Source organism: Dialister succinatiphilus, assembly GCF_928721695.1.
Lineage (GTDB): Bacteria > Bacillota > Negativicutes > Veillonellales > Dialisteraceae > Dialister > Dialister succinatiphilus.
The window spans coordinates 291,199-310,125 of sequence record NZ_OV788641.1 but is presented as its reverse complement, the minus strand read 5'-3'; the positions used below and the strand labels follow the sequence as shown (position 1 = coordinate 310,125).

Annotated in this window: 18 protein-coding genes, 1 riboswitch and 1 other annotated feature; of the genes, 9 read left to right on the top strand and 9 right to left on the bottom strand. The window is 50.9% G+C overall.

Annotated elements, in window-relative coordinates:
* Positions 1-123 precede the first annotated feature (123 nt).
* Entirely contained in the window at positions 124-1,467 is a 1,344-nt protein-coding gene (potE, locus tag NW747_RS01375) for a putrescine-ornithine antiporter (RefSeq protein ID WP_008859959.1), read from the bottom strand.
* Positions 1,468-1,851: 384 nt separating this feature from the next.
* Between potE and NW747_RS01370 the strand changes: the two genes are divergently transcribed.
* The 4 genes from NW747_RS01370 to NW747_RS01355 all read left to right on the top strand — a co-directional run bounded on the left by NW747_RS01370 (position 1,852) and on the right by NW747_RS01355 (position 5,655).
* The gene (locus NW747_RS01370; RefSeq protein WP_273187681.1) at positions 1,852-2,097 is read left to right on the top strand and encodes a hypothetical protein; all 246 of its coding nucleotides are present in this window, start codon (positions 1,852-1,854) and stop codon (positions 2,095-2,097) included.
* Between the two features lie 332 nt (positions 2,098-2,429).
* Positions 2,430-2,903, top strand: a complete 474-nt coding sequence (gene greA / locus NW747_RS01365) for a transcription elongation factor GreA (protein WP_273187679.1) — start codon at positions 2,430-2,432, stop codon at positions 2,901-2,903.
* 28 nt (positions 2,904-2,931) lie between these two features.
* Positions 2,932-4,872, top strand: coding sequence for a lysine--tRNA ligase (lysS, locus tag NW747_RS01360; RefSeq protein WP_273187678.1), 1,941 nt, complete (start codon positions 2,932-2,934; stop codon positions 4,870-4,872).
* Positions 4,873-4,967: 95 nt separating this feature from the next.
* Positions 4,968-5,089: riboswitch (THF riboswitch) on the top strand.
* 50 nt (positions 5,090-5,139) lie between these two features.
* Positions 5,140-5,655: a folate family ECF transporter S component gene (locus NW747_RS01355; protein WP_273187676.1), complete on the top strand. Its 516-nt coding sequence runs from the start codon at positions 5,140-5,142 to the stop codon at positions 5,653-5,655.
* Positions 5,656-5,754: 99 nt separating this feature from the next.
* Here the strand turns inward: NW747_RS01355 and NW747_RS01350 are convergent, their stop codons facing one another.
* From NW747_RS01350 to NW747_RS01340, 3 genes are all read right to left on the bottom strand, one after another.
* Complete coding sequence (locus tag NW747_RS01350) at positions 5,755-7,260, bottom strand: IMP dehydrogenase (RefSeq protein WP_273187675.1); 1,506 nt, start codon at positions 7,258-7,260, stop codon at positions 5,755-5,757.
* A 304-nt stretch (positions 7,261-7,564) separates the two neighbouring features.
* The gene (locus tag NW747_RS01345; protein ID WP_008859964.1) at positions 7,565-8,125 is read right to left on the bottom strand and encodes a TetR/AcrR family transcriptional regulator; all 561 of its coding nucleotides are present in this window, start codon (positions 8,123-8,125) and stop codon (positions 7,565-7,567) included.
* A 301-nt stretch (positions 8,126-8,426) separates the two neighbouring features.
* Positions 8,427-9,260: a MetQ/NlpA family ABC transporter substrate-binding protein gene (locus NW747_RS01340; protein ID WP_273187673.1), complete on the bottom strand. Its 834-nt coding sequence runs from the start codon at positions 9,258-9,260 to the stop codon at positions 8,427-8,429.
* Between the two features lie 43 nt (positions 9,261-9,303).
* Positions 9,304-9,548: a binding site (T-box leader), on the bottom strand.
* Between the two features lie 270 nt (positions 9,549-9,818).
* On the opposite strand from NW747_RS01340, the gene NW747_RS01335 reads away from it, so the two are divergent.
* The 5 genes from NW747_RS01335 to NW747_RS01315 all read left to right on the top strand — a co-directional run bounded on the left by NW747_RS01335 (position 9,819) and on the right by NW747_RS01315 (position 13,110).
* Entirely contained in the window at positions 9,819-10,307 is a 489-nt protein-coding gene (locus NW747_RS01335) for a MarR family winged helix-turn-helix transcriptional regulator (RefSeq protein ID WP_273095222.1), read from the top strand.
* A 103-nt stretch (positions 10,308-10,410) separates the two neighbouring features.
* Positions 10,411-10,815, top strand: coding sequence for an HlyD family secretion protein (locus NW747_RS01330; RefSeq protein WP_273187671.1), 405 nt, complete (start codon positions 10,411-10,413; stop codon positions 10,813-10,815).
* On the top strand, positions 10,743-11,522 hold the full coding sequence (locus NW747_RS01325; RefSeq protein WP_273187669.1) for an HlyD family secretion protein: 780 nt from the start codon (positions 10,743-10,745) through the stop codon (positions 11,520-11,522). Before NW747_RS01330 ends, NW747_RS01325 begins: the two co-directional genes overlap by 73 nt.
* Positions 11,503-12,624: an ABC transporter permease gene (locus tag NW747_RS01320; RefSeq protein ID WP_273187667.1), complete on the top strand. Its 1,122-nt coding sequence runs from the start codon at positions 11,503-11,505 to the stop codon at positions 12,622-12,624. The genes NW747_RS01325 and NW747_RS01320 overlap by 20 nt, the downstream gene beginning before the upstream one ends.
* 57 nt (positions 12,625-12,681) lie before the next feature.
* On the top strand, positions 12,682-13,110 hold the full coding sequence (locus NW747_RS01315) for a universal stress protein (RefSeq protein WP_273187665.1): 429 nt from the start codon (positions 12,682-12,684) through the stop codon (positions 13,108-13,110).
* Positions 13,111-13,189: 79 nt separating this feature from the next.
* Here the strand turns inward: NW747_RS01315 and NW747_RS01310 are convergent, their stop codons facing one another.
* From NW747_RS01310 to NW747_RS01290, 5 genes are all read right to left on the bottom strand, one after another.
* A complete protein-coding gene (locus NW747_RS01310) occupies positions 13,190-14,365 on the bottom strand; it encodes an acetylornithine/succinylornithine family transaminase (RefSeq protein ID WP_273187663.1) in 1,176 nt (391 codons plus the stop codon).
* Positions 14,366-14,427: 62 nt separating this feature from the next.
* Entirely contained in the window at positions 14,428-15,282 is an 855-nt protein-coding gene (gene argB, locus NW747_RS01305) for an acetylglutamate kinase (protein WP_273095211.1), read from the bottom strand.
* Positions 15,283-15,599: 317 nt separating this feature from the next.
* Complete coding sequence (gene argC / locus NW747_RS01300; protein ID WP_273187661.1) at positions 15,600-16,568, bottom strand: N-acetyl-gamma-glutamyl-phosphate reductase; 969 nt, start codon at positions 16,566-16,568, stop codon at positions 15,600-15,602.
* Between the two features lie 14 nt (positions 16,569-16,582).
* Positions 16,583-17,593 carry an ornithine carbamoyltransferase gene (argF, locus tag NW747_RS01295; RefSeq protein ID WP_472924492.1) on the bottom strand — a complete coding sequence of 337 codons (1,011 nt, stop codon included), beginning with the start codon at positions 17,591-17,593 and terminating at the stop codon, positions 16,583-16,585.
* 67 nt (positions 17,594-17,660) lie between these two features.
* On the bottom strand, positions 17,661-18,839 hold the full coding sequence (locus NW747_RS01290) for a M20 metallopeptidase family protein (RefSeq protein WP_273187660.1): 1,179 nt from the start codon (positions 18,837-18,839) through the stop codon (positions 17,661-17,663).
* Positions 18,840-18,927: the final 88 nt, after the last annotated feature.

The window sequence follows — 18,927 nt, the reverse complement described above, 5'->3', positions numbered from 1 at the left end:
GTCAATGGATGGAAAGGTTTCTGCTTTCTTACAGAATGGCAGACTTGCCATCCCACGGTCAGACCAAAAAGGAGCGGTGAAGAAATGATTTACATTCTTTCACCGCTCCTTTTATTTAATTTTTTATTTCTTGTCAATAGGCGGATAGGTGGAAACTTCCGGCGTCGGCGCATAGCGGAGACGGGAGGAAATGAGGGCATAGATTACGAGGCCCATGGCAGCTACGAAAGCGCCTTCCAGAATGACGGTCCAGCCGCAGCCGTATACAGCATAGCAGCTGTAAATGCCACCTACAATGGCTGCTGCATTGGCCAGCTTTGCCTTGTCATGGGGAATGCCTTCGGCTTTCTGCAGATCCGATACGGCACCCATGGCTAGAAGGTAGGGGATGAGGTTAATCATGACAGCCAGGTTAATGAGCACATTGAACTGCTTTAAGAGAGTGGGGCTCATGGTGGAGAGGGTCATGATGACCTGGATGGCCACCAGGGATCCGATAGCCACATAGGGGGAACGGAAACGGTTGACCTTGGACAGGAATTTCGGGAAAAGCCCGATGGAGGAAGCTTCTCTTGCTACTTCGGAAACGGTGAACTGCCAGGCAGTGAGGGACACGAAGCAGGAGCATACCAGCATGCAGGAAATAATATATCCTGCTTTTTCTCCGAACATGGTGGCATAAGCCAGTCCGAAAGGAGCTCCGGAAGCCATCAGTTCCTTGTAAGGCACCAGGCCGCCGATGATAGCAGTAGAAGTGGTGTAGCAGGCACCGGCCAGAAGAGTACCGGCCAGTACGGCAATGGGCACATTCTTTTCAGGATTCTCCACGGTGTCGGAGTTAGCGCAGGCAGTTTCCAGTCCCAGGAAGGCCCAGATGATAACGGCAATGGAGTCTTTCATGATATCGTAGAATGGCAGGTTTCCGGGGTTCCAGGCTTCGCTGTAGATACCGGTATCAAAGAAGAAGAAGCCGCAGAGGAGAAGGCCTACCACTGGAGATACGACACAAAAAACGCCGAGGGAAGTGAATTTGCCGAATTTCTTGGGGCCCACCAGACTGATGGTGGCTGCCAGAATGAGGACACCGATGGTAGCCATGCACACTTCCACAGGGGAAAGGGTGAGGCCGAACACGTAGGAGCCGTAGCTGACGACGCCGCTGGCGATGGCTGCATTGGCGATGATTAATGAAATGGTGTAGCAGAAATTGGAAAGGAAATTTCCCGCTCTGCCGAAACGGTACTCCGCATAGCCGCCCATGCCGCCTACCTTGGAGGTATGCATGCCGCAGCGGGCAAAGGCATAAGCCAGAATCGTGGCTCCGATGGAGGCCAGAATCCACGCGAAAATTGAAGCTGTCCCGATTTCTGCCAGTGTGGCCGGCAGAAGGATAATACCGGAACCCATCATGTTGATGGCTGTTACTGTTGTGAGCTGTACCACTCCCATTTTTTTGCTCTTAGACAAGGTTGTTCCCTTCTTTCTTAATCCAAATCGCATGAAGCGTATTGGGGGAAAAATATTGTCCCGGAATAAACCGGATGATGCAGTCATGAAAATCATCAAGGCATGCACGAGCCCCATTTGCTTTCTATAAAGGTGAAAGAAACAGGGCATAAAGAAAACCATCCGTTATTTTTTAACGGTTCGCTGCTCAACTGCTCTCGGGGCAGGGCGCGATGAATTTTTATTTACTGCAATATACCATAAATGAAATCATATGACAAGACTTTTTTACAATTTTTTTTGTAAACTTTTTTCTATGAACTCCTATGGACTTTTGAGAACTTTTGAGGAAATAGAAGAAAAATAGCAAAAAATGCTTGCCATCATGGTTTGGCATGGATTGGAATGATACATCATGATGTATTGTGGAATTTCATGGTAAAAATGAACAAAACCCCGGAAGGGCGCCATGGTGGGCATTCCGGGGGATTCTTCGATTTGGCGGGGATGAATATCCTGTATAAAATTGAAACCAATATGGATAAAAATACAATTTTGCAAAATGGGCGTAAATTTCTATTAGCCCTGTGCCGCCTGAAACAGCCCCAAATTGCCCCATATAACCTCACAGGGGAAATTTCTGATTTTTAATTGAGAAAACAAGCAAAATAATGAGAATAATATATTTTTTCTTGAGTCAATTAGAAAAATGTTTTATAGGAAAAAAGAGGGAAAAATCCCTTCTTCCTGAGGAGAAAGAAGGACCGTTTTGGTGGACACGGTTTTGGCAGAGCAGGGGAGATAGAACAAAGTTTTCTGTCAAACGCTATCCTAAGAAAGGCATGTTGGGGAAATGGGAAACAATACGTAAATTGTTTGACTACACCCTTCATTTTGCTATATACTATGAAATATGCCCTGTTTAGGATTCCCCTATGATATCTATATAAGGTATAAGTATTAAAGAAAAGAGGCAGATTGTTATGGCAGAAATGCAGCGTACTCTGGTCACCAGAGAAGGCCTTGAAAAGATGCAGAAGGAACTGGATGAACTCCGTTCCACAAAACGTGCGGAAATTGCACAGCGCCTGAAGGCCGCCATCGCAATGGGCGACCTTTCCGAAAACTCCGAATATGATGAAGCTAAGAACGCCCAGGCTTTCCTGGAAGGCCGTATCCTCCAGCTTGAACAGCAGATCCGCACCGCCCAGGTCATTGAAAAGGTGGCCAAGGACCGTGTAGATGTTGGTTCTACCGTACTCATCGAAGATATGGAAGAACATCTTCAGGAAAGGGTGACCATTGTAGGTTCCACCGAATCCAATCCCTTTGAAGGCCGTATTTCCAACGAATCCCCGGTAGGACGTGCCCTGATGGGAGCCAAGGCCGGCGATACGGTGGAAGCAGAAGCGCCTAACGGCGTTTTGAAATACAAAGTCATTTCTATTGAAGAATAATATGACTGGTAGGAAATGAGGTTAAGGAATGACAGAAAATAAAAACCAGAATACACAGCACAGCGGTCCGAAACTGAATGACCAGATGATCATCCGCCGCGAAAAGCTGGATAAAATCCGTGCACTGGGTGTGGAACCCTACGGACAGAAATTTGAATGGGACCACCATGCTGCCGATATCCGCAAAGAAGCGGAACAGCTGGAAAAGGATGAGACCCATGTCCGCATTGCCGGCAGAATCATGATCCGCCGCGGCCAGGGCAAGACAGCCTTCTGCGTGCTTCGCGACCAGACCGGTGACATCCAGGTTTATTTCAAGAGAGATGAGCTTCCTGAAAATGAATGGGCCCTTTTCAAGCTGGTGGATATCGGTGATATCCTTGGCATTGAAGGCACCGTCTTCACTACCCATACCGGCGAACTGACCGTGCGGGTTCTCCATTTCACCATGCTCTCCAAGTCCCTGCGCCCGCTGCCTGAAAAATGGCATGGCCTCACAGACAAGGAACAGCGCTACCGCCAGAGATATCTGGACCTCATCATGAATCCGGAAGTTCGGGAAACCTTCGTGAAGAGAGCTGCCATGATGTCTGCTATCCGCAAATGGTACACAGACCACGGCTTCCTGGAAGTGGAAACCCCGGTGCTGCAGCCTCTCTATGGCGGCGCCAATGCAAAACCCTTCACTACCCATTTCAATGCCCTGGATATGACCATGTACCTGCGCATTGCTCCGGAACTGTACCTGAAGAGACTTCTGGTCGGCGGCTATGAACGGATTTTTGAAATTACCAGAAACTTCAGAAATGAAGGCATGGACATCCGTCATAATCCGGAATTCACTGCCATCGAAACTTACCAGGCCTATGGTGATATCGAAGATGTCATTAACCAGACAGAACAGATCGTGGCTGCCTGCGCTATGGCTTCCTATGGTTCCATGAAATTCACCTATGAAGATACGGAAATCGATGTCACTCCGCCATGGCCGCGGCTTACCATGGCTGAAGCTGTGAAAAAATACACCGGCGAGGACTTTGATGCCTGCCAGACCATCGAAGACGCCAGAGCCATTGCAGACAAGCTCCATGTGGAATACGGCGAATACGACGGCTTCGGCAAGATTCTTTCCGAATGCTTTGATGCCTATGTGGAAGAACACCTGATTCAGCCGGTGCATATCACAAAGCATCCGATCGAAGTATCTCCTCTCTCCAAACTGGACCCGAAAGATCCGCGCTACACCATCCGTTTCGAATCCTACATTTACGGCCGTGAACTGGCAAATGGCTTCTCCGAATTAAACGATCCCATTGACCAGAGAAAACGGTTCGAACTGCAGGTGGAAGAAAGAAAGCACGGCGACGACGAAGCGCATCCGATTGATGAAGATTTCCTGACTGCTCTGGAATACGGCATGCCGCCAACCGGTGGACTGGGCATCGGCCTTGACCGCCTCTTCATGCTTATGACCAACTCCGCTTCCATCCGCGACGTTCTCCTCTTCCCGGCTATGAAACCGGAAACGGCATTGGAAAAGAAGACGGCCCAGGAAGCTGAAAGACTGGCCAAAGAAGCAGATGATGAACCTATCGACTTCTCCAAAGTAGAAATCGAACCGCTCTTCAAGGACTATGTGGATTTTGATACCTTCAGCAAGTCTGATTTCCGGGCTGTCAAAGTCAAGGCCTGCGAAGCAGTGCCCAAGAGCAAGAAGCTCCTGAAGTTCACCCTGGACGACGGTACAGGAGAAGACCGCATCATTCTCTCCGGCATTCATGCCTACTATGAACCGGAAGAACTGGTAGGAAAGACACTGATTGCCATCGTGAACCTGCCGCCGAGAAAGATGATGGGCATCAACTCCTGCGGCATGCTTCTCTCTGCCATTCATAAAGAAGAAGGGGAAGAAAAGCTTCACCTCCTCATGGTAGACCGCCACATTCCTGCCGGTGCCAAACTTTATTAATCCATGAAGTAACTAATCAAAAAGCTGCCTTAGGGGGCAGCTTTTTTGATTGCAATTTTTGATTGGAGTGATATACTGTATCCAATTTATAAGTTAGCAGAGTAAGTGCAGGTGCGCAGGAAAAGGCTGGTCCTTTTCCTCCAGTGCCGGATGAACGGGGAGTTGTCATCCGGACGAAAAGCAGAAGCTTGCGGTGCCTGTGCTGCATCCCGCTGCTGCATGGAGACCCCTTTCCATGCAGCTCTGCATGAAGGAGGTCTTTTTATAATGCATAAAAATAGAGAAAAGGAAATGGTGGTTCTGGGAATTCTTACGGCACTGGCAGTGCTTCTGTCCTATGTCTTTGCCATACAGACACCTTTTGTGAGGATTACCTTCGGTTTCCTGCCCCTGGCTCTGGCAGGGGCCCTCTATGGGCCATGGAAAGCGGGGCTGGTGGGGGCGCTGGATAACCTGATCGGCACGGCTCTTGTGGGGACAAGCATATTTTTCCCCGGCTTTACCCTGTCCGATTTCCTTACAGGCTTCATTTTCGGCTATTTCTTCTACAGAAAGAAAATCACCTTTCCCTATGTGTGTATTCCGTTCCTTGTCATTATGGTCTTGATCCACCTGGGGCTTAATACCCTGTGGCTGGTACTTTACTATGACAAGGCGGCCTCTGCCATTTTTCTGGGACGACTGATCAAGAATCTGATCTGTTTCCCTATGGAAGTGGGTCTTTTCCTTCTGATATATAAGAAGGCCTATGGGCGAATATCCCTCTTGGCTTTGGGCAGATAGATCATGGGAAATCAGCGGTCAGGCCGGTGGTCATCAAAAAAGCTGTGGAAACAGGATTTTTCTGTTTCCACAGCTTTTTTACATTTTTGGTGGGGAAAATCAGCGGTCGGAGCCGTCTTTTTCCTTCCGGATGACGTCGTGGGCGCCGCCTTCTACGATGGAGGTAGCGGATACGAGGGTGAGCTTTGCTTTCTTCTGCAGTTCCGGAATGGTGATGGCGCCGCAGTTGCACATGGTGGCTTTAATCTTGGCACAGGTCTTTTCTACATTTTCCTTCAGCGGCCCTGCATAGGGAACGTAGGAATCCACCCCTTCTTCAAAGGCCAGCTTCTTGGAACCGTCCAGATCGTAGCGGCCCCAGTTTCTTGCGCGGTTGGAACCTTCACCCCAGTATTCCTTGACCACCGTGCCGCCTACAGTTCTCTTCTGTGTGGGGGATTCGTCGAAACGGGCGAAATATCTGCCCAGCATGACGAAGTCAGCGCCCATGGCCAGGGCCAGGGTGATGTGGTGGTCGTAAACGATGCCGCCGTCGGAGCATACCGGCACGTAAATGCCTGTTTCCTTGTAGTATTCATCTCTGGCCTGGCATACTTCGATGAGGGCGGTAGCCTGGCCGCGGCCGATGCCCTTTGTTTCACGGGTGATGCAGATGGAACCGCCGCCGATGCCTACCTTTACGAAGTCAGCGCCTGCTTTGGCCAGGAAGAGGAAGCCATCGCGGTCAACCACGTTGCCGGCACCTACTCTGACCTTGCCGTTGTATTTTTCATGAATCCAGTTCAGGGTGATTTTCTGCCATTCGGAGAAGCCTTCGGAGGAATCAATGCAGAGTACGTCAGCGCCTGCATCTACCAGCTTCGGCACCCTTTCTTCATAGTCCCGGGAGTTGATGCCGGCACCGACGATGAAGCGTTTCTGGGCATCCAGCATTTCGTTGGGGTTTTCCTGATGGGAATCGTAGTCCTTGCGGAATACGAAGCCGTAGAGCTTGCCATCTTCAAAGAGAACGGGGAGGGAGTTGATTTTGTTGTCCCAGATAATGTCGTTGGCTTCGGAAAGGGTGATGCCGTACTTGGCGGTAACCAGTTTTTCCAGAGGGGTCATGAAATTTTTAACTTTTTCCGATTTATCCATACGGCTCACGCGATAGTCACGGCTGGAAACGATGCCCACCAGTTTGCCGCCGGAGGTGCCGTCGTCTGTAATGGCTACGGTGGAATGGCCGGTTTTTGCTTTCAGAGCCAGTACATCGGCCAGGGTGTTTTCAGGAGAAAGGTTGGAATCGCTGGGAACAAAGCCTGCTTTCTGGGCTTTGACTCTGGCAACCATGGCTGCTTCCTCTTCCGGGGTCTGGGAGCCGTAGATGAAGGAAACGCCGCCGTTTCTTGCCAGTTCCACTGCCAGTCTTTCACCGGATACGGCCTGCATGATTGCAGAAACCATGGGGATATTTAATGTAATAGCCGGTTTTTCACCTTTTTTGAACTTCACCAGTGGTGTCTTCAGGGACACGTTTGCAGGAATGCAGTTCGTATCAGAATATCCCGGAATCAGAAGATATTCATTAAAGGTATGTGCCGGTTCATTAATGTAGGTTGCCATCATTTCCTCCTTGAATAAAAAAATTCCATAACAGGGTATTAAGGATAAATATACATCTTTCCTTGCAAAGGGTCAAGTGCTTTTTGCAGGTTCCCTTCTGTTACGCTGTCATTATATTTTTACCCATTATAGCCTATATTGGAAAGGGAGAAAAGGGGGAACATGGCGGGGCTTTAGAGAGGACCGACTGCTTTTGTCCAAAGGCCTTAAAAAGACCGGGCAGGGGGATGCTTTTTGTCTCCCATTCATGAATGACCGGCAATGGCAGTCATAAAAAAAGCGCCGCAGTCTGCGGCGTTTCTCTTTACAGCAGGGGTCTGATCACGGCCCTGAAATAGGCGTCCAGTTCTTCCGGCGTTTCCTTCATATTTCGTCTCACCCACCACTGCACCATTTCCACGAAACTTCCGGAAATGTGGTTCAGCAGGAACTCTTCAGGCACCGGGCAGGAAGGCTTTCGGTCCTTTAAAAGGTAGGAGGAAATGAGTCTGTCCAGACTGGATTTGAAAAAACGGAGAAAAATATCGCTGCTTTCTGAGGTGAGAAGATCTCTCACATGGTTGGTGTTGGCATCGATATGCTGCAGCAGATGGCAGAATACGGGATCCGGCACACCGGGTGCCATATGGGCATCACTGGGAACATTGTCGTGCATGACGCCTTCGATGATATGGTCAAAAAGCTCGCTGCACATTTCCTTCAAAAGGCTGTCCTTGGCTTCAAAGTGGGCATAGAAGGTGCTTCTTCCTATATTGGCACGGTCAATAATGTCCTGGATGGTGATTTTAGAGTAGGGCTTTTCTGACAAAAGGGCGCTGAAGGCGCTGAAAATAGCCGCTCTTGTTTTCTGCTGGCGACGGTCCATAAACGTTCTCCCTGTCTGGCTTTCGGAAATCAGGAATCATGGCCTGACTTCCTGATTTATAGTACTATTTGTTCGCTATCAGTACTAGTGTAATATAGGAAAGGCTGCAATGCAAGCTGGGGAAAGGGAGAAAAAGGAATTTTAACTTTAGTTTACACTTCCCTTATAATTTCATCATCAGAGGCGATGATTCTTTTTATAATTCCATCAAAAAAGATGAGAAAGTAATTTCACTTTCTCATCTTTTAAATGAAGGGTTCCATGGCAGGTCAGCCCTGCTCCAGGATTTCCCTGGAGAAACTTAGAATGTGGCCTTAATGGAGCCGTTGTATTTCTTGTTGATGAAATCCTTGGCTTCCTGGCTGTTCAGGGCTTTCATGAGCTTCTGCAGTTCCGGACGTTTTTCATCGCCTGCGCGGACAGCTACGATATTGGCATAGGGGGAGTCAGAGCTTTCGGTGTAGATGGAGCTCTTGGGGTCCAGTTTGGCTTCCAGGGCGAAGTTCATGTTAATGACGGCAATATCCGCATCCTCCAGAGAACGGGGCAGCTGTGGCGCTTCCAGTTCGGAGAACTGAAGGTTCTTCGGGTTTTCAGCAATGTCCTGGGGCGTTGCGGTAATGGGGGCACCGTCGCGGAGCTTAATGAGACCGGCGGACTGAAGTACCAGAAGGGCACGGCCGCCATTGGTGGGATCATTGGGGATTGCTACATGGGCACCGTCAGGGAGATTTTTGATGTCTTTGATTTTGCTGGAATATACGCCCATGGGTTCCAGGTGGACGGTGCCGATGGAAACCAGGTTCAGGCCCCGGGATTTGCAGAATTCGTCCAGATAGGGTTTATGCTGGAAATAGTTGGCATCCAGGCTCTTGTCGTTCAGTGCCAGGTTCGGCTGTACATAATCGGTGAATTCCACGATTTCCACGTTGACCCCTTCCTTGGCCAGCTGGTCCTTGACGGAATTCAGGATTTCTCCATGGGGAACGGGGGAAACGCCGACTTTAATGGTAACGGCTTTGTCCGGAGCGGCAGATTTGGCAGGGGCAGCGGCTTTCTCTCCTCCGCAGCCTGCTAAAAATCCGACAGCTGCCAGTGCGGCAATGGATGCGATCAGGGTCTTCTTGTAGTTCATAATACTCCTCCTATGATGAAATCAATAAAAAAACCTTCCTCCCGAAAGGGACGAAGGATTCTATTCGTGGTACCACCCAGATTTACTTTTCCGTCGCCGGAAAAGCCTTATGAAGTACGCCGGCTCTGCCTTGATACTTCTTTTCTGTAACGGGAATTCCCGGTCTGCCTGATGATTCAGCAGAGAGGCTCAGAGGCCATGTTCGGCAGGCTATCCAAGGCCCCTTCCCACCTGTGGGGGCTCTCTTTGCTCTTCCTTCCCGCGTACTCTTCTCTTCATTGCCTTTATGAAGTTGAAAATACTATATCACTCTTTCCCTTTTTTCGTCAAGAGGATTTTTGACAGGCTTTGACAATTTTCCTGAAGTGGTTTATTATTTATTTAGTCAGCTTACTAACTAAAAACGCCGCTCATGAAAGAAGTCTGTTCTTATAAGGATTGTCTGGACCGCCGGGTCAGAAAATTATGAAGCAGCCCGGGGCATCCTTTCTGTCCTTTTCCTGCCATGGCAGGAAAAGACACATCATGAAATCGGCCTTTCCTGATACGGGAGGATTTATGTATCGAAATTTTGTGTTTCCATCACGGGAGGAACTGGCATCCCATGCCCGGGAGATGCCGGAAATCCATCCTGACGATGTGATTACCATGCTTACGGTGATGAAGGCGGCCGAGGAAATCAAAGGGAAAACCGATGGTATCCTGGAGCGGAGGTACCACATGTCCCAGGGAAAGCTCTGTGTCATGATTATCCTTCACCAGCACAGAGAAGGGCTGGCACCGTCGAAGCTGGCCGTTATGGCAGGGGTGACGAAGGCCACCATTTCCGTCATGCTGGCTCGCATGGAGCGGGACGGGCTGGTGAAAAAATCGGTGAATGCAGATGATGGAAGAGCCCGGCTGGTGTATCTTACCGACAAGGGCAGGCGGGAGATGGACAGTATCCTGCCGGACCATTATGTACGGATTTCCCGTCTCATCGGCAGGCTGGATGAAGGGGAAAAGAAGGAGCTGGTGCGGCTTCTCCATAAAATCGTGGATGAATAATGGAAATCACTCTGATTTTCCGGTCATTTTCTGATAGAAAGTGACCGGTATTTTCAGCCCTATATAGTCAGTCGGCTAACTAAACAGGCTTGGAGGTAAGGACATGAATATGCATAGTAAACCGGTGAAAATTGGATTGTTTTTTCTGGGGCTCATAGCGGTGTGCGGGCTGGTACTCCTCTTCAAGGGAAATGATGCCGTAGCCATGGCCAAGGAAAAGCGGGACGGCATTGTGACTGCCGAGCAGATCAAGGTGTCCTTCGATTCTGTCAGCGGCCGCCTGCTGAAGGAAAACGTGAAGGAAGGGGACCGGGTGAAGAAGGGGGATGTGCTCATGGTGATGGACCCAACGGATACGGACCTGGATATTAAAAACTCCGTTCCCAGATTGCCCAGCTGGATGCACAGATCAGCTCCATGGCAGGAAGCATTGATGTGGCTTACCAGAAAGCGGATACTGACGAGGTGGAAACCCATCGCCAGATCGATCAGCAGAAGGCGGTTTTAGCATCGTCACAGGCGGTGTATGAAAACAAGCTGTCTGATTACAACAGGAAACGGCAGCTGGTGGAGGCCGGCGCCATTTCCCAGCTGGAAATGGATAATATCACCGCCAGTCTCCGCACTGCCGAGGCAGATGTGCGGGCTCAGCAGGAGCTTCTCCATAAACTGCTGGGCGGTGCAGAGGACCGGGACAATACAGAAGACATTGCTCTTCCCACCATTGCCCAGGAAAGGCAGAGCGCTGACAATAAAGCCAATGACCTGGAATCTCTGAGACAGCAGAAAAAGCAGCTGGAGGTGGCTCTGGAACAGAAGGAAGTCAATAAGAAAAGACTGATCCTTCGGGCCCCGGAAGACGGGAAAATCCTGAAGGTGATTGCTAAGGAAGGAGAAATGGTTTCAGCTAATACGCCGGTGATTCTTCTGGAAAGCAGCCGCTATTACTATGACATTTATGTGAATGAGGTAGAAAAGGGACAGATGAAGGAAGGAGACCGGCTCACAGGTCATACGGTGTCCGGAAATAGGGAAGTGCCCGGCACGGTGCGTCTCATAGCCAGAGCGCCGGGGTTTGCGGATTTTAAAATGTCCAGGGAAAAGAGCTCGGCTGATCTGACAGCCTTCCAGATTCGTACCTATATCGACCCCGTACCCGGTGTGATTCCGGGAATGACAGTGGAGGTGAACCGTCATGAGTTCACTGGCCGATGAAATCCATTTCCTCTTTTCCGGCAGGGGCATGCCCTATGAAAAGGTGTCCCTCCTGGTGGCCATCGTGATTACTGTCTTCTTTACGGCGGCCATGGGCTACAACTATACCAGGGATGTCAATGTGGTGGTGGTGGACCTGGACCATTCCAGGACGAGCCAGGAAGTAGTGGAAATGATTCACTCTTCTCCCCACATGAAGGTGGGCCATGTGCTGTACACTCCGGCGGACCCGAAGGATTTCTTCTATGAAGACAAGGCCTATGCGGTGGTGTGTCTGCCTAAGGACCTGGAACGGGACCTGTATTCCGGCACCTCGGTGAATATAGGCCTTTACTGCGACTACACCAATATCGCCCTGACGGCCGATATCCAGGCTGCCATGAATGAAATCGCCGCGGAGCTGAATGGAATGAACAGCGGCTCTACCGAAAGCGGCGGTCTGGTGGTGAGTACCCGTTACCTTTTCAACCCCACAAGCAGTACCAGCAATTCAGAAACCGAAGGGTTCCTCTTCTTTTTCTCCAGTATGTTCTTTACCTTTGCCACCATCGGCATGGTGCCAAGACTGAAGCTGAAGCACAAATGGGAGGCCCTTCTGGAGAAGGGATCCCCCTTTGACCTTATGGTGCGGATTCTTCCCTACATGGGCTGCCTGATTACAGCCCTCATGGTGGGCATGGCCATTCTCCGCGTCTGGGGCAATATGGTTATATCCGGCAGCTTTCTTCTTTTCATGGCCCTCCAGATTTTCTACATCTGGGGCGTAGGCATGATGAGCATTCTTTTCGGCTGGACCGCCGCCAATCCCGGTGTGGCTTCCAGCCGCATGATTCTTTTCATCCCCGGCGGTTTCATCCTGGGCGGACAGACGGCGCCCCTGGTTTTCATTCCCTACTGGGCCCAGGTGCTGTCCCATTTCTTTCCCCTGACCTGGGAGTTCCATTTCGTCAGGGATATCCTCATGCGGGGCGCCGGGTTTGGCGATATAATGCAGGAAATCGGGGCGTTCTTCCTCTATCTCCTGGCCATTGCGGTGGTTTTCTGCCTCCGCTTTGAAAAGGCCCGGAAAGACTGCGTGAAGGAAGGGCTGATTCATTCGTAACGCTTTGCTTAGAGAGGGCATTCTTTTAACAGCAGAAACTGCAGAACAGGAGGCAGTATGGAAATCAAAAAGATCCTGGTTCCTCTGGACGGATCACCGGAATCAGAGAAAGCCTTCACCTTCGGACTGGACCTGGCGGAAAAGTATGATGCCCGTCTGGTGCTGGCCCATGTGGTGGACATGAATGAAAAAATGACGGCCCTGGATCAGGTCACCATGAGCGGTTACGTGCCTTCGGAAATACTGGATGAAGGGTACCGGCTCCTTTCCCGGTCTGCCCGCAGGGTGCCGCCCCGTATCCAGCTTGATACCATGGTCCGTATCGGCGCTCCGCCGCAGACACTCCTTTCCATGGCAGAAGATACAGGAGCGGATCTGATCGTCATGGGAAGCCGGGGCCTTGGCGCTGTGCGGAGCATCGTCATGGGCAGCGTGAGCCAGTATATCCTTCACCATGCCAGGGCCATGGTGACCATAGTGAAATAGAAAAAGGGCAGTGAAGAAATGGTTTACATTTCTTCACTGCCCCTTTTGATTTCCTGAACAATCAGCCCGGTTTAGGGGGTTAAATGATGGATTCTGCAAGTACATCCTTCATGAGGGAGACTGCCTTTTTCAAATCTGTCCAGGGAATGTTCAAAGCCGGCAGAAGACGGATTTTTTCCTTGGCCGTAAGCACCACCACCCCTTTAGCCAGGAGCCGGGGCACGATTTCCTTCACGTCTTTCTCCGGCTCTATGCCCCACATGAGGCCCATGCCGGCCACCGATTTCACGCCTTTGGCACCGGTGAATTCATCTTTGATGTACTGTCCTTTGGCGGTTACTTCCTTTAATAGAGCATCATCGATTCTTTCCATAATGGAAAGGGCACCGGCGCAGGCAATGGGGTTGCCGCCGAAGGTGGAACCGTGGGTGCCGGGGGTGTATACATTTTCCGTTTTTTCATTGAACATGGTAACACCCAGGGGAAGACCGCCGCCGATACCTTTGGCGGTGGACACGATATCCGGCTCCACGTCATAGTTCATATAGCCGTAAAGCTTTCCGGTGCGGCCGTTGCCGGTCTGCACTTCATCCACGATGAGAAGGATATCATGGTCTTTGGCATATTGGCCGACGCCTTCGAAAAAATCTTTGGACAGCGGGTGGACGCCGCCTTCACCCTGGATGGGTTCCACCATAACAGCGCAGACCTGGGGGTGTTCTTCGCAGAGTTTGATGAAAGATGGCAGGTCATTGGCCGGAGTATAGAGGAAGCCCGGTGTGAAGGGGAAGAAATCCTTGTGGAAAATGTCCTGGCCTGTGGCGGCAAGGGTGGTAATGGTGCGGCCGTGGAACCCATTGATGAGGGTAATGATTTCATTTCTTTCTTTTCCATACTTGTCAATGGAGTACTTCCGGGCTCCCTTGATGGCGCATTCATTGGCTTCGGCACCGGAGTTGGAAAAGAAAACCTTCTTCATGCCGGTCTTTTGACAGAGCATTTCCGCCAGGCCGGCCATGGGCTTCGTGTAGAAAAGATTGGAAACGTGGTTCAGCACATGAAGCTGGCTGGTGACGGCATCCATCCATTTCTCGTCGGCCACGCCGAAAATATCAACGCCGATACCGCTTCCCATGTCGATGTAATCTTTTCCCTCTTCATCTATGAGGTGGGAGCCTTTTCCTTTCACAAAGCATACGGGATATCTGGAATAGGTATGGGCTATATAGGCAGCATCTTTTTCTTCTGTATTCATAGTGAATCTCCTTTATGAGTGGGCTGGTGACCTTTTGAACCCGGGGCGGGGAATCGGTCCTTTTATTTCGTAAACATGGTTCCCAGTCCTTCATCGGTGAGCAGTTCGATGAGGATGGCATGGGGGATTTCTCCATTTATGATGAAAACTTTCTTTACCCCTTCTTTGACGGCGTTGGTGCAGCAGTCTACTTTGGGAATCATGCCGCCTGCAATGATTCCGCTCTTTTTCAGCTCTTCTGCGTCAGCAAGGGACATCTGGCTGATCAGGGAGTTTTCATCGTCCTTGTCCCTGAGCACGCCGTTAATATTGCTCATGACTACCATGGATTCGGCGTGAAGGGCGGCGGCAATTTTGGCTGCCGCCGTATCGGCATTGATGTTGTAGGGGTTTCCGTCGTCGTCAATGCCGATGGAGGAAATGACGGGGATGAAGCCGCCATCCAAAAGGTCATCCAGGATTTTCGTATTGATTTCATCGATTTCGCCTACATGACCCAGTTTTTCATTTTTCTGGTGTACCTTGATGAGGCCGCCGTCGATGCCGCAGAGGCCTACGGCCCTGCCGCCCAGGGCGGACAGATCAGCCGCCAGGCTTTTGTTGACCTTGCCGGCCAGGACCATCTGCACCACTTCCATGGTGTCATCGTCGGTGACGCGGAGGCCGTTTTCGAAATGGGACTCGATGGACAGTTTCTTCAGCATGGCGCTGATTTCAGGTCCTCCGCCGTGAACGAGGATAATCTTGACGCCTACCAGCTGGAGAAGAAGAATGTCCTGCATCACTGATTTTTTCAGCTGGGGATCGGTCATGGCGTTTCCGCCATACTTGGCTACTACATATTTTCCTGTATATTCTTTAATGTAAGGGACGGCCTGGGTCAGGATTTCCGCCCGTACTGCATTGGATGTATTCATAGTGGACTCCTTTATTTAGTGGGCTGGTGAGCTAGTGGGATAGTGGGCTGTATTCCCGTACACAAGAGGGTTCAGGCACCTATGGCGTTCGGGTTCAAGCAGCCGCCGGGCCTGCGCCCTGGGCTGCCCGGGTTCGGCCCGGGATTGGCTGCCGCCTTCGGCGCCTTTTTAATATCAGCGCCAGCCGCGCCCCTTTTTTCAATATGCGCCCATAGGGCGCCACCACAACCTTCGGCCCGAAGGGCCGTCAAACCTAAGAACCCTCCGGCCGTTAGGCCGATCAATCTTAAGAACCCTGTGAAAGCGGCTCGCCGCTTTCAGATCACCAGTCCCGTTTCTTCCGGCATACCCAGCATGAGGTTCATGCACTCGATGGCGGCGCCGGAAGCGCCTTTGCCCAGGTTGTCGAAGGTGGAAATGACAAGGACCCGGTCATCGTTGCCGGCGATATGGATGGTGAGGCTGTCTTTTCCTGCGTTTTCATTGGCAGAGAGGAAGAGGCCGTTTGTCTCTTCCAGAGACAGGGGGGAGAGGTGAATGAGCTTGGAATTTTCATAATGTTTTTTGAAAATCATATGAAAATCATCGGTGTCGATATCACCGGGCAGTCCGCAGGGCAGCTGGAGGAAGTGGGTGTGGAAGCCGATGGTGACTTCCATGCCTTCGAAGAAGTCGTCCACCACCGGGGAAAAGAGGGGCGCTTCACAGAGGTGGCACACTTTCATGATTTCCGGAAGGTGCTTATGGTTCTGGGAAAGGCCGTACTGCCGGGGCGCTTTGAAGTCGGCTCCTTTTTCTTCATCGTACTGGGCAATCATTTTCTTTCCGCCGCCGCTGTAGCCGGTGAGGGAGAAGCAGTGGAGGGGATAGTTGATGGGAAGGATGCCTGCATGGATCAGGGGATAAAGGATGGAAATGACTCCGCTGGCATGGCAGCCGGGAACGGCTACTTTCTGCGCTTTGGAAATGGCTTCTTTCTGGTCTTTGGAAAGTTCCGGGAATCCATATACCCAGTCGTCGTCGGTGCGGTGGGCGGTGGATGTGTCAAGGATGCGGATGGGGATATCTTTCACGGCCTCTACCACATCTTTCGAGGCAGCGTCGGGAAGGCAGAGGAACATGAGATCTGCTTCTTTTGCGAAGGCTTGAATGGTGGGGAGATCTTTTCTTTTATCTTCCGGCAGATGGAGGAGTTCTATATCTTTTCTTTCGGACAGCCGGTCCTGAAGACGGAGTCCTGTGGTTCCCGATTCACCTACAATGAATACTTTCGGTAGTGTTTTCATGATAGTTCCTCCTTTCAGTCCATGGGATATTCGCCGAAGGTGGCTACCATGACTGCTTTAATAGTGGGAAGCCGGTTGGCTGCTTCCTGAAAAGCCAGGGAGAAGGGGGCTTCGAATACATCATCGGTCACTTCGATGCCATTCAGGCCGAAACGTTCATAAATGTCTTTTCCCACCTTTGTTTCTGTGTTGTGGAAGGAAGGCAGGCAGTGGCAGAAAACGGTATCCGGATTTCCTGTATTTTTTATCATGTCCATGGTAATGCGGTAAGGCATGAAGAGCTTGATTCTTTCGCCCCACAGGTCGTAGGGGTCTCCCATGGTTACCCATACGCCGGTGTAAATGACATCCAGTCCCTTCACTCCTTCCACCGGATCATCGGTGAAAGTAAAGGAAGCTCCTGTTTTCTCGGCTATCTTCCTGCACTTGGCGGTGAAATCATCTTCCGGGAAATACCGGGCAGGGCCGATGATTCTGAAATCCATACCGGCAAGGGCGGCGCCGGCCATGAGGGCGTGGGCCATATTGGACTGGCCATGACCTACATAGGCATAGGACAGCTGGTTTAAGGGCTTTTTGAAATGTTCCTTCAGGGTAAGGAAATTGGCCAGAGTCTGGGTGGGATGGTCATAGTCCGTAAGACCGTTCCATACGGGAACGCCGGCTTTGGCGGAAAGCTCTTCTACCGCGCTCTGGGCATACCCCCGGAATTCAATGGCGTCGAACATGCTTCCCAGTACCCGGGCGGTGTCGGCAATGGATTCCTTCTTGCCAATCTGGGTGCCTGTGGGCCCCAGGTAGGTGGTGAAAGCTCCCTGGTCATGGGCTGCCACTTCGAAGGCACACCGGGTGCGGGTGGAGTCTTTCTCGAAAATAAGGGCAAAATTTTTACCGTTTAAAGTTTTGATTTCTTTTCCGGCGGCCTTGTCCTGCTTCAGCTTTTCCGCCAGGTCCAGATAGTAGGCGAATTCTTCCGGTGTGTAGTCCAGCATGGAGAGAAAGGAATGGTTCAGTAAGCTTTTCATGATATACCTCGTTGTATGTTTTTAACTTTTTTGGAATCTGAATATATGGTTTATGAGAGAACCATTCTCATCGGGAGAGGGCCTCCAGGGCAGCAGCTGCTTCCAGGGTGATGCCCAGAGGAAGGATGGATTCATTGATGGCGAAGGATGCATTGTGCAGGGCCGGCGTATTTCCGTCGCCGGTACCCAGCCAGAAGAAGGCGCCGGGGAATTTTTCAAGGTAGGAGGAGAAGTCTTCCGCGCACATGGATGGGAACTCTGGCTCTGTGATATGTTCTTCTCCCAGGTAGGCTTTTCCCACTTTCTTCAGGAAATCAATCTTTTCCGGTGTATTGATGGTGGCGCTGTGGCCTCTGACATAGTTCAGCTCCGAATGGGTGTGGAACATGACATCCAGACCTTTCAGGATTTCCCCCAGCCTTGCTTCCATCTTGTCCCGAAGCTCTGGACGGTAGGTACGGCAGGTGCCTTCCAGATAAGCATCCTCTACACCTACGTTGTAACGAGTGCCCGCATTCATGAGGCCGATGGTGCACACCACATTGTCCATGGGGTTCATTTCCCTGGAAATCAGGGACTGTACATCAATGATGAAATGAGCTGCCGCCACCAGGGCGTCGGTGCCGTTATGAGGCTGGGCAGCATGGGTGGATTTCCCTTTGATATGGACATAGAAACGATCGGATGCCGCCATGAGGGCACCGGGCTTTAATCCCACCTGGCCCGTGGGAAGCTCCGGCCATACATGAAGGCCGTAAATTTCCGATACATCGTCCAGCTTCCCGCTGGTTGCAATGTGGCGGCCGCCGCCGATGGCCGCTTCCTCCTCGGCCGGCTGGAAAACGATTTTCACAGTGCCGTGAATCTGATCCTTCATTTCATTCAGTACGGCGGCAGCCCCCAGAAGGATGGACATGTGACCGTCATGGCCGCAGGCATGCATGACCCCTTCATTCTTGGAAGCAAAGGGAAGACCTGTAAGCTCTGTTACCGGAAGGGCATCCATGTCGGCCCGGAGGGCTACCGTCTTTCCCGGATGGCTGCCTTTGATGATGCCCAATACGGCATTCTGGAAAAATCCTGTTTCATAGGGGATGTCCAGATTTTTGAAAACATCCTGGATATAGGCTGAAGTTTTGACTTCCTTTCCGGAGAGTTCCGGATATTCATGGAAATGTCGTCTCCAGGTCACCACCTGTGGCAGAATGGCTGTGACTTTTTCCTTAACTTCTTTTTCGTACATCATTGAGACGACCTCTTTTCCTGACTTTAATTGACGTTTTTGCATATGATTGAATACTTATTCATTTTAAAAAGATAAAACTGTAGCAGAA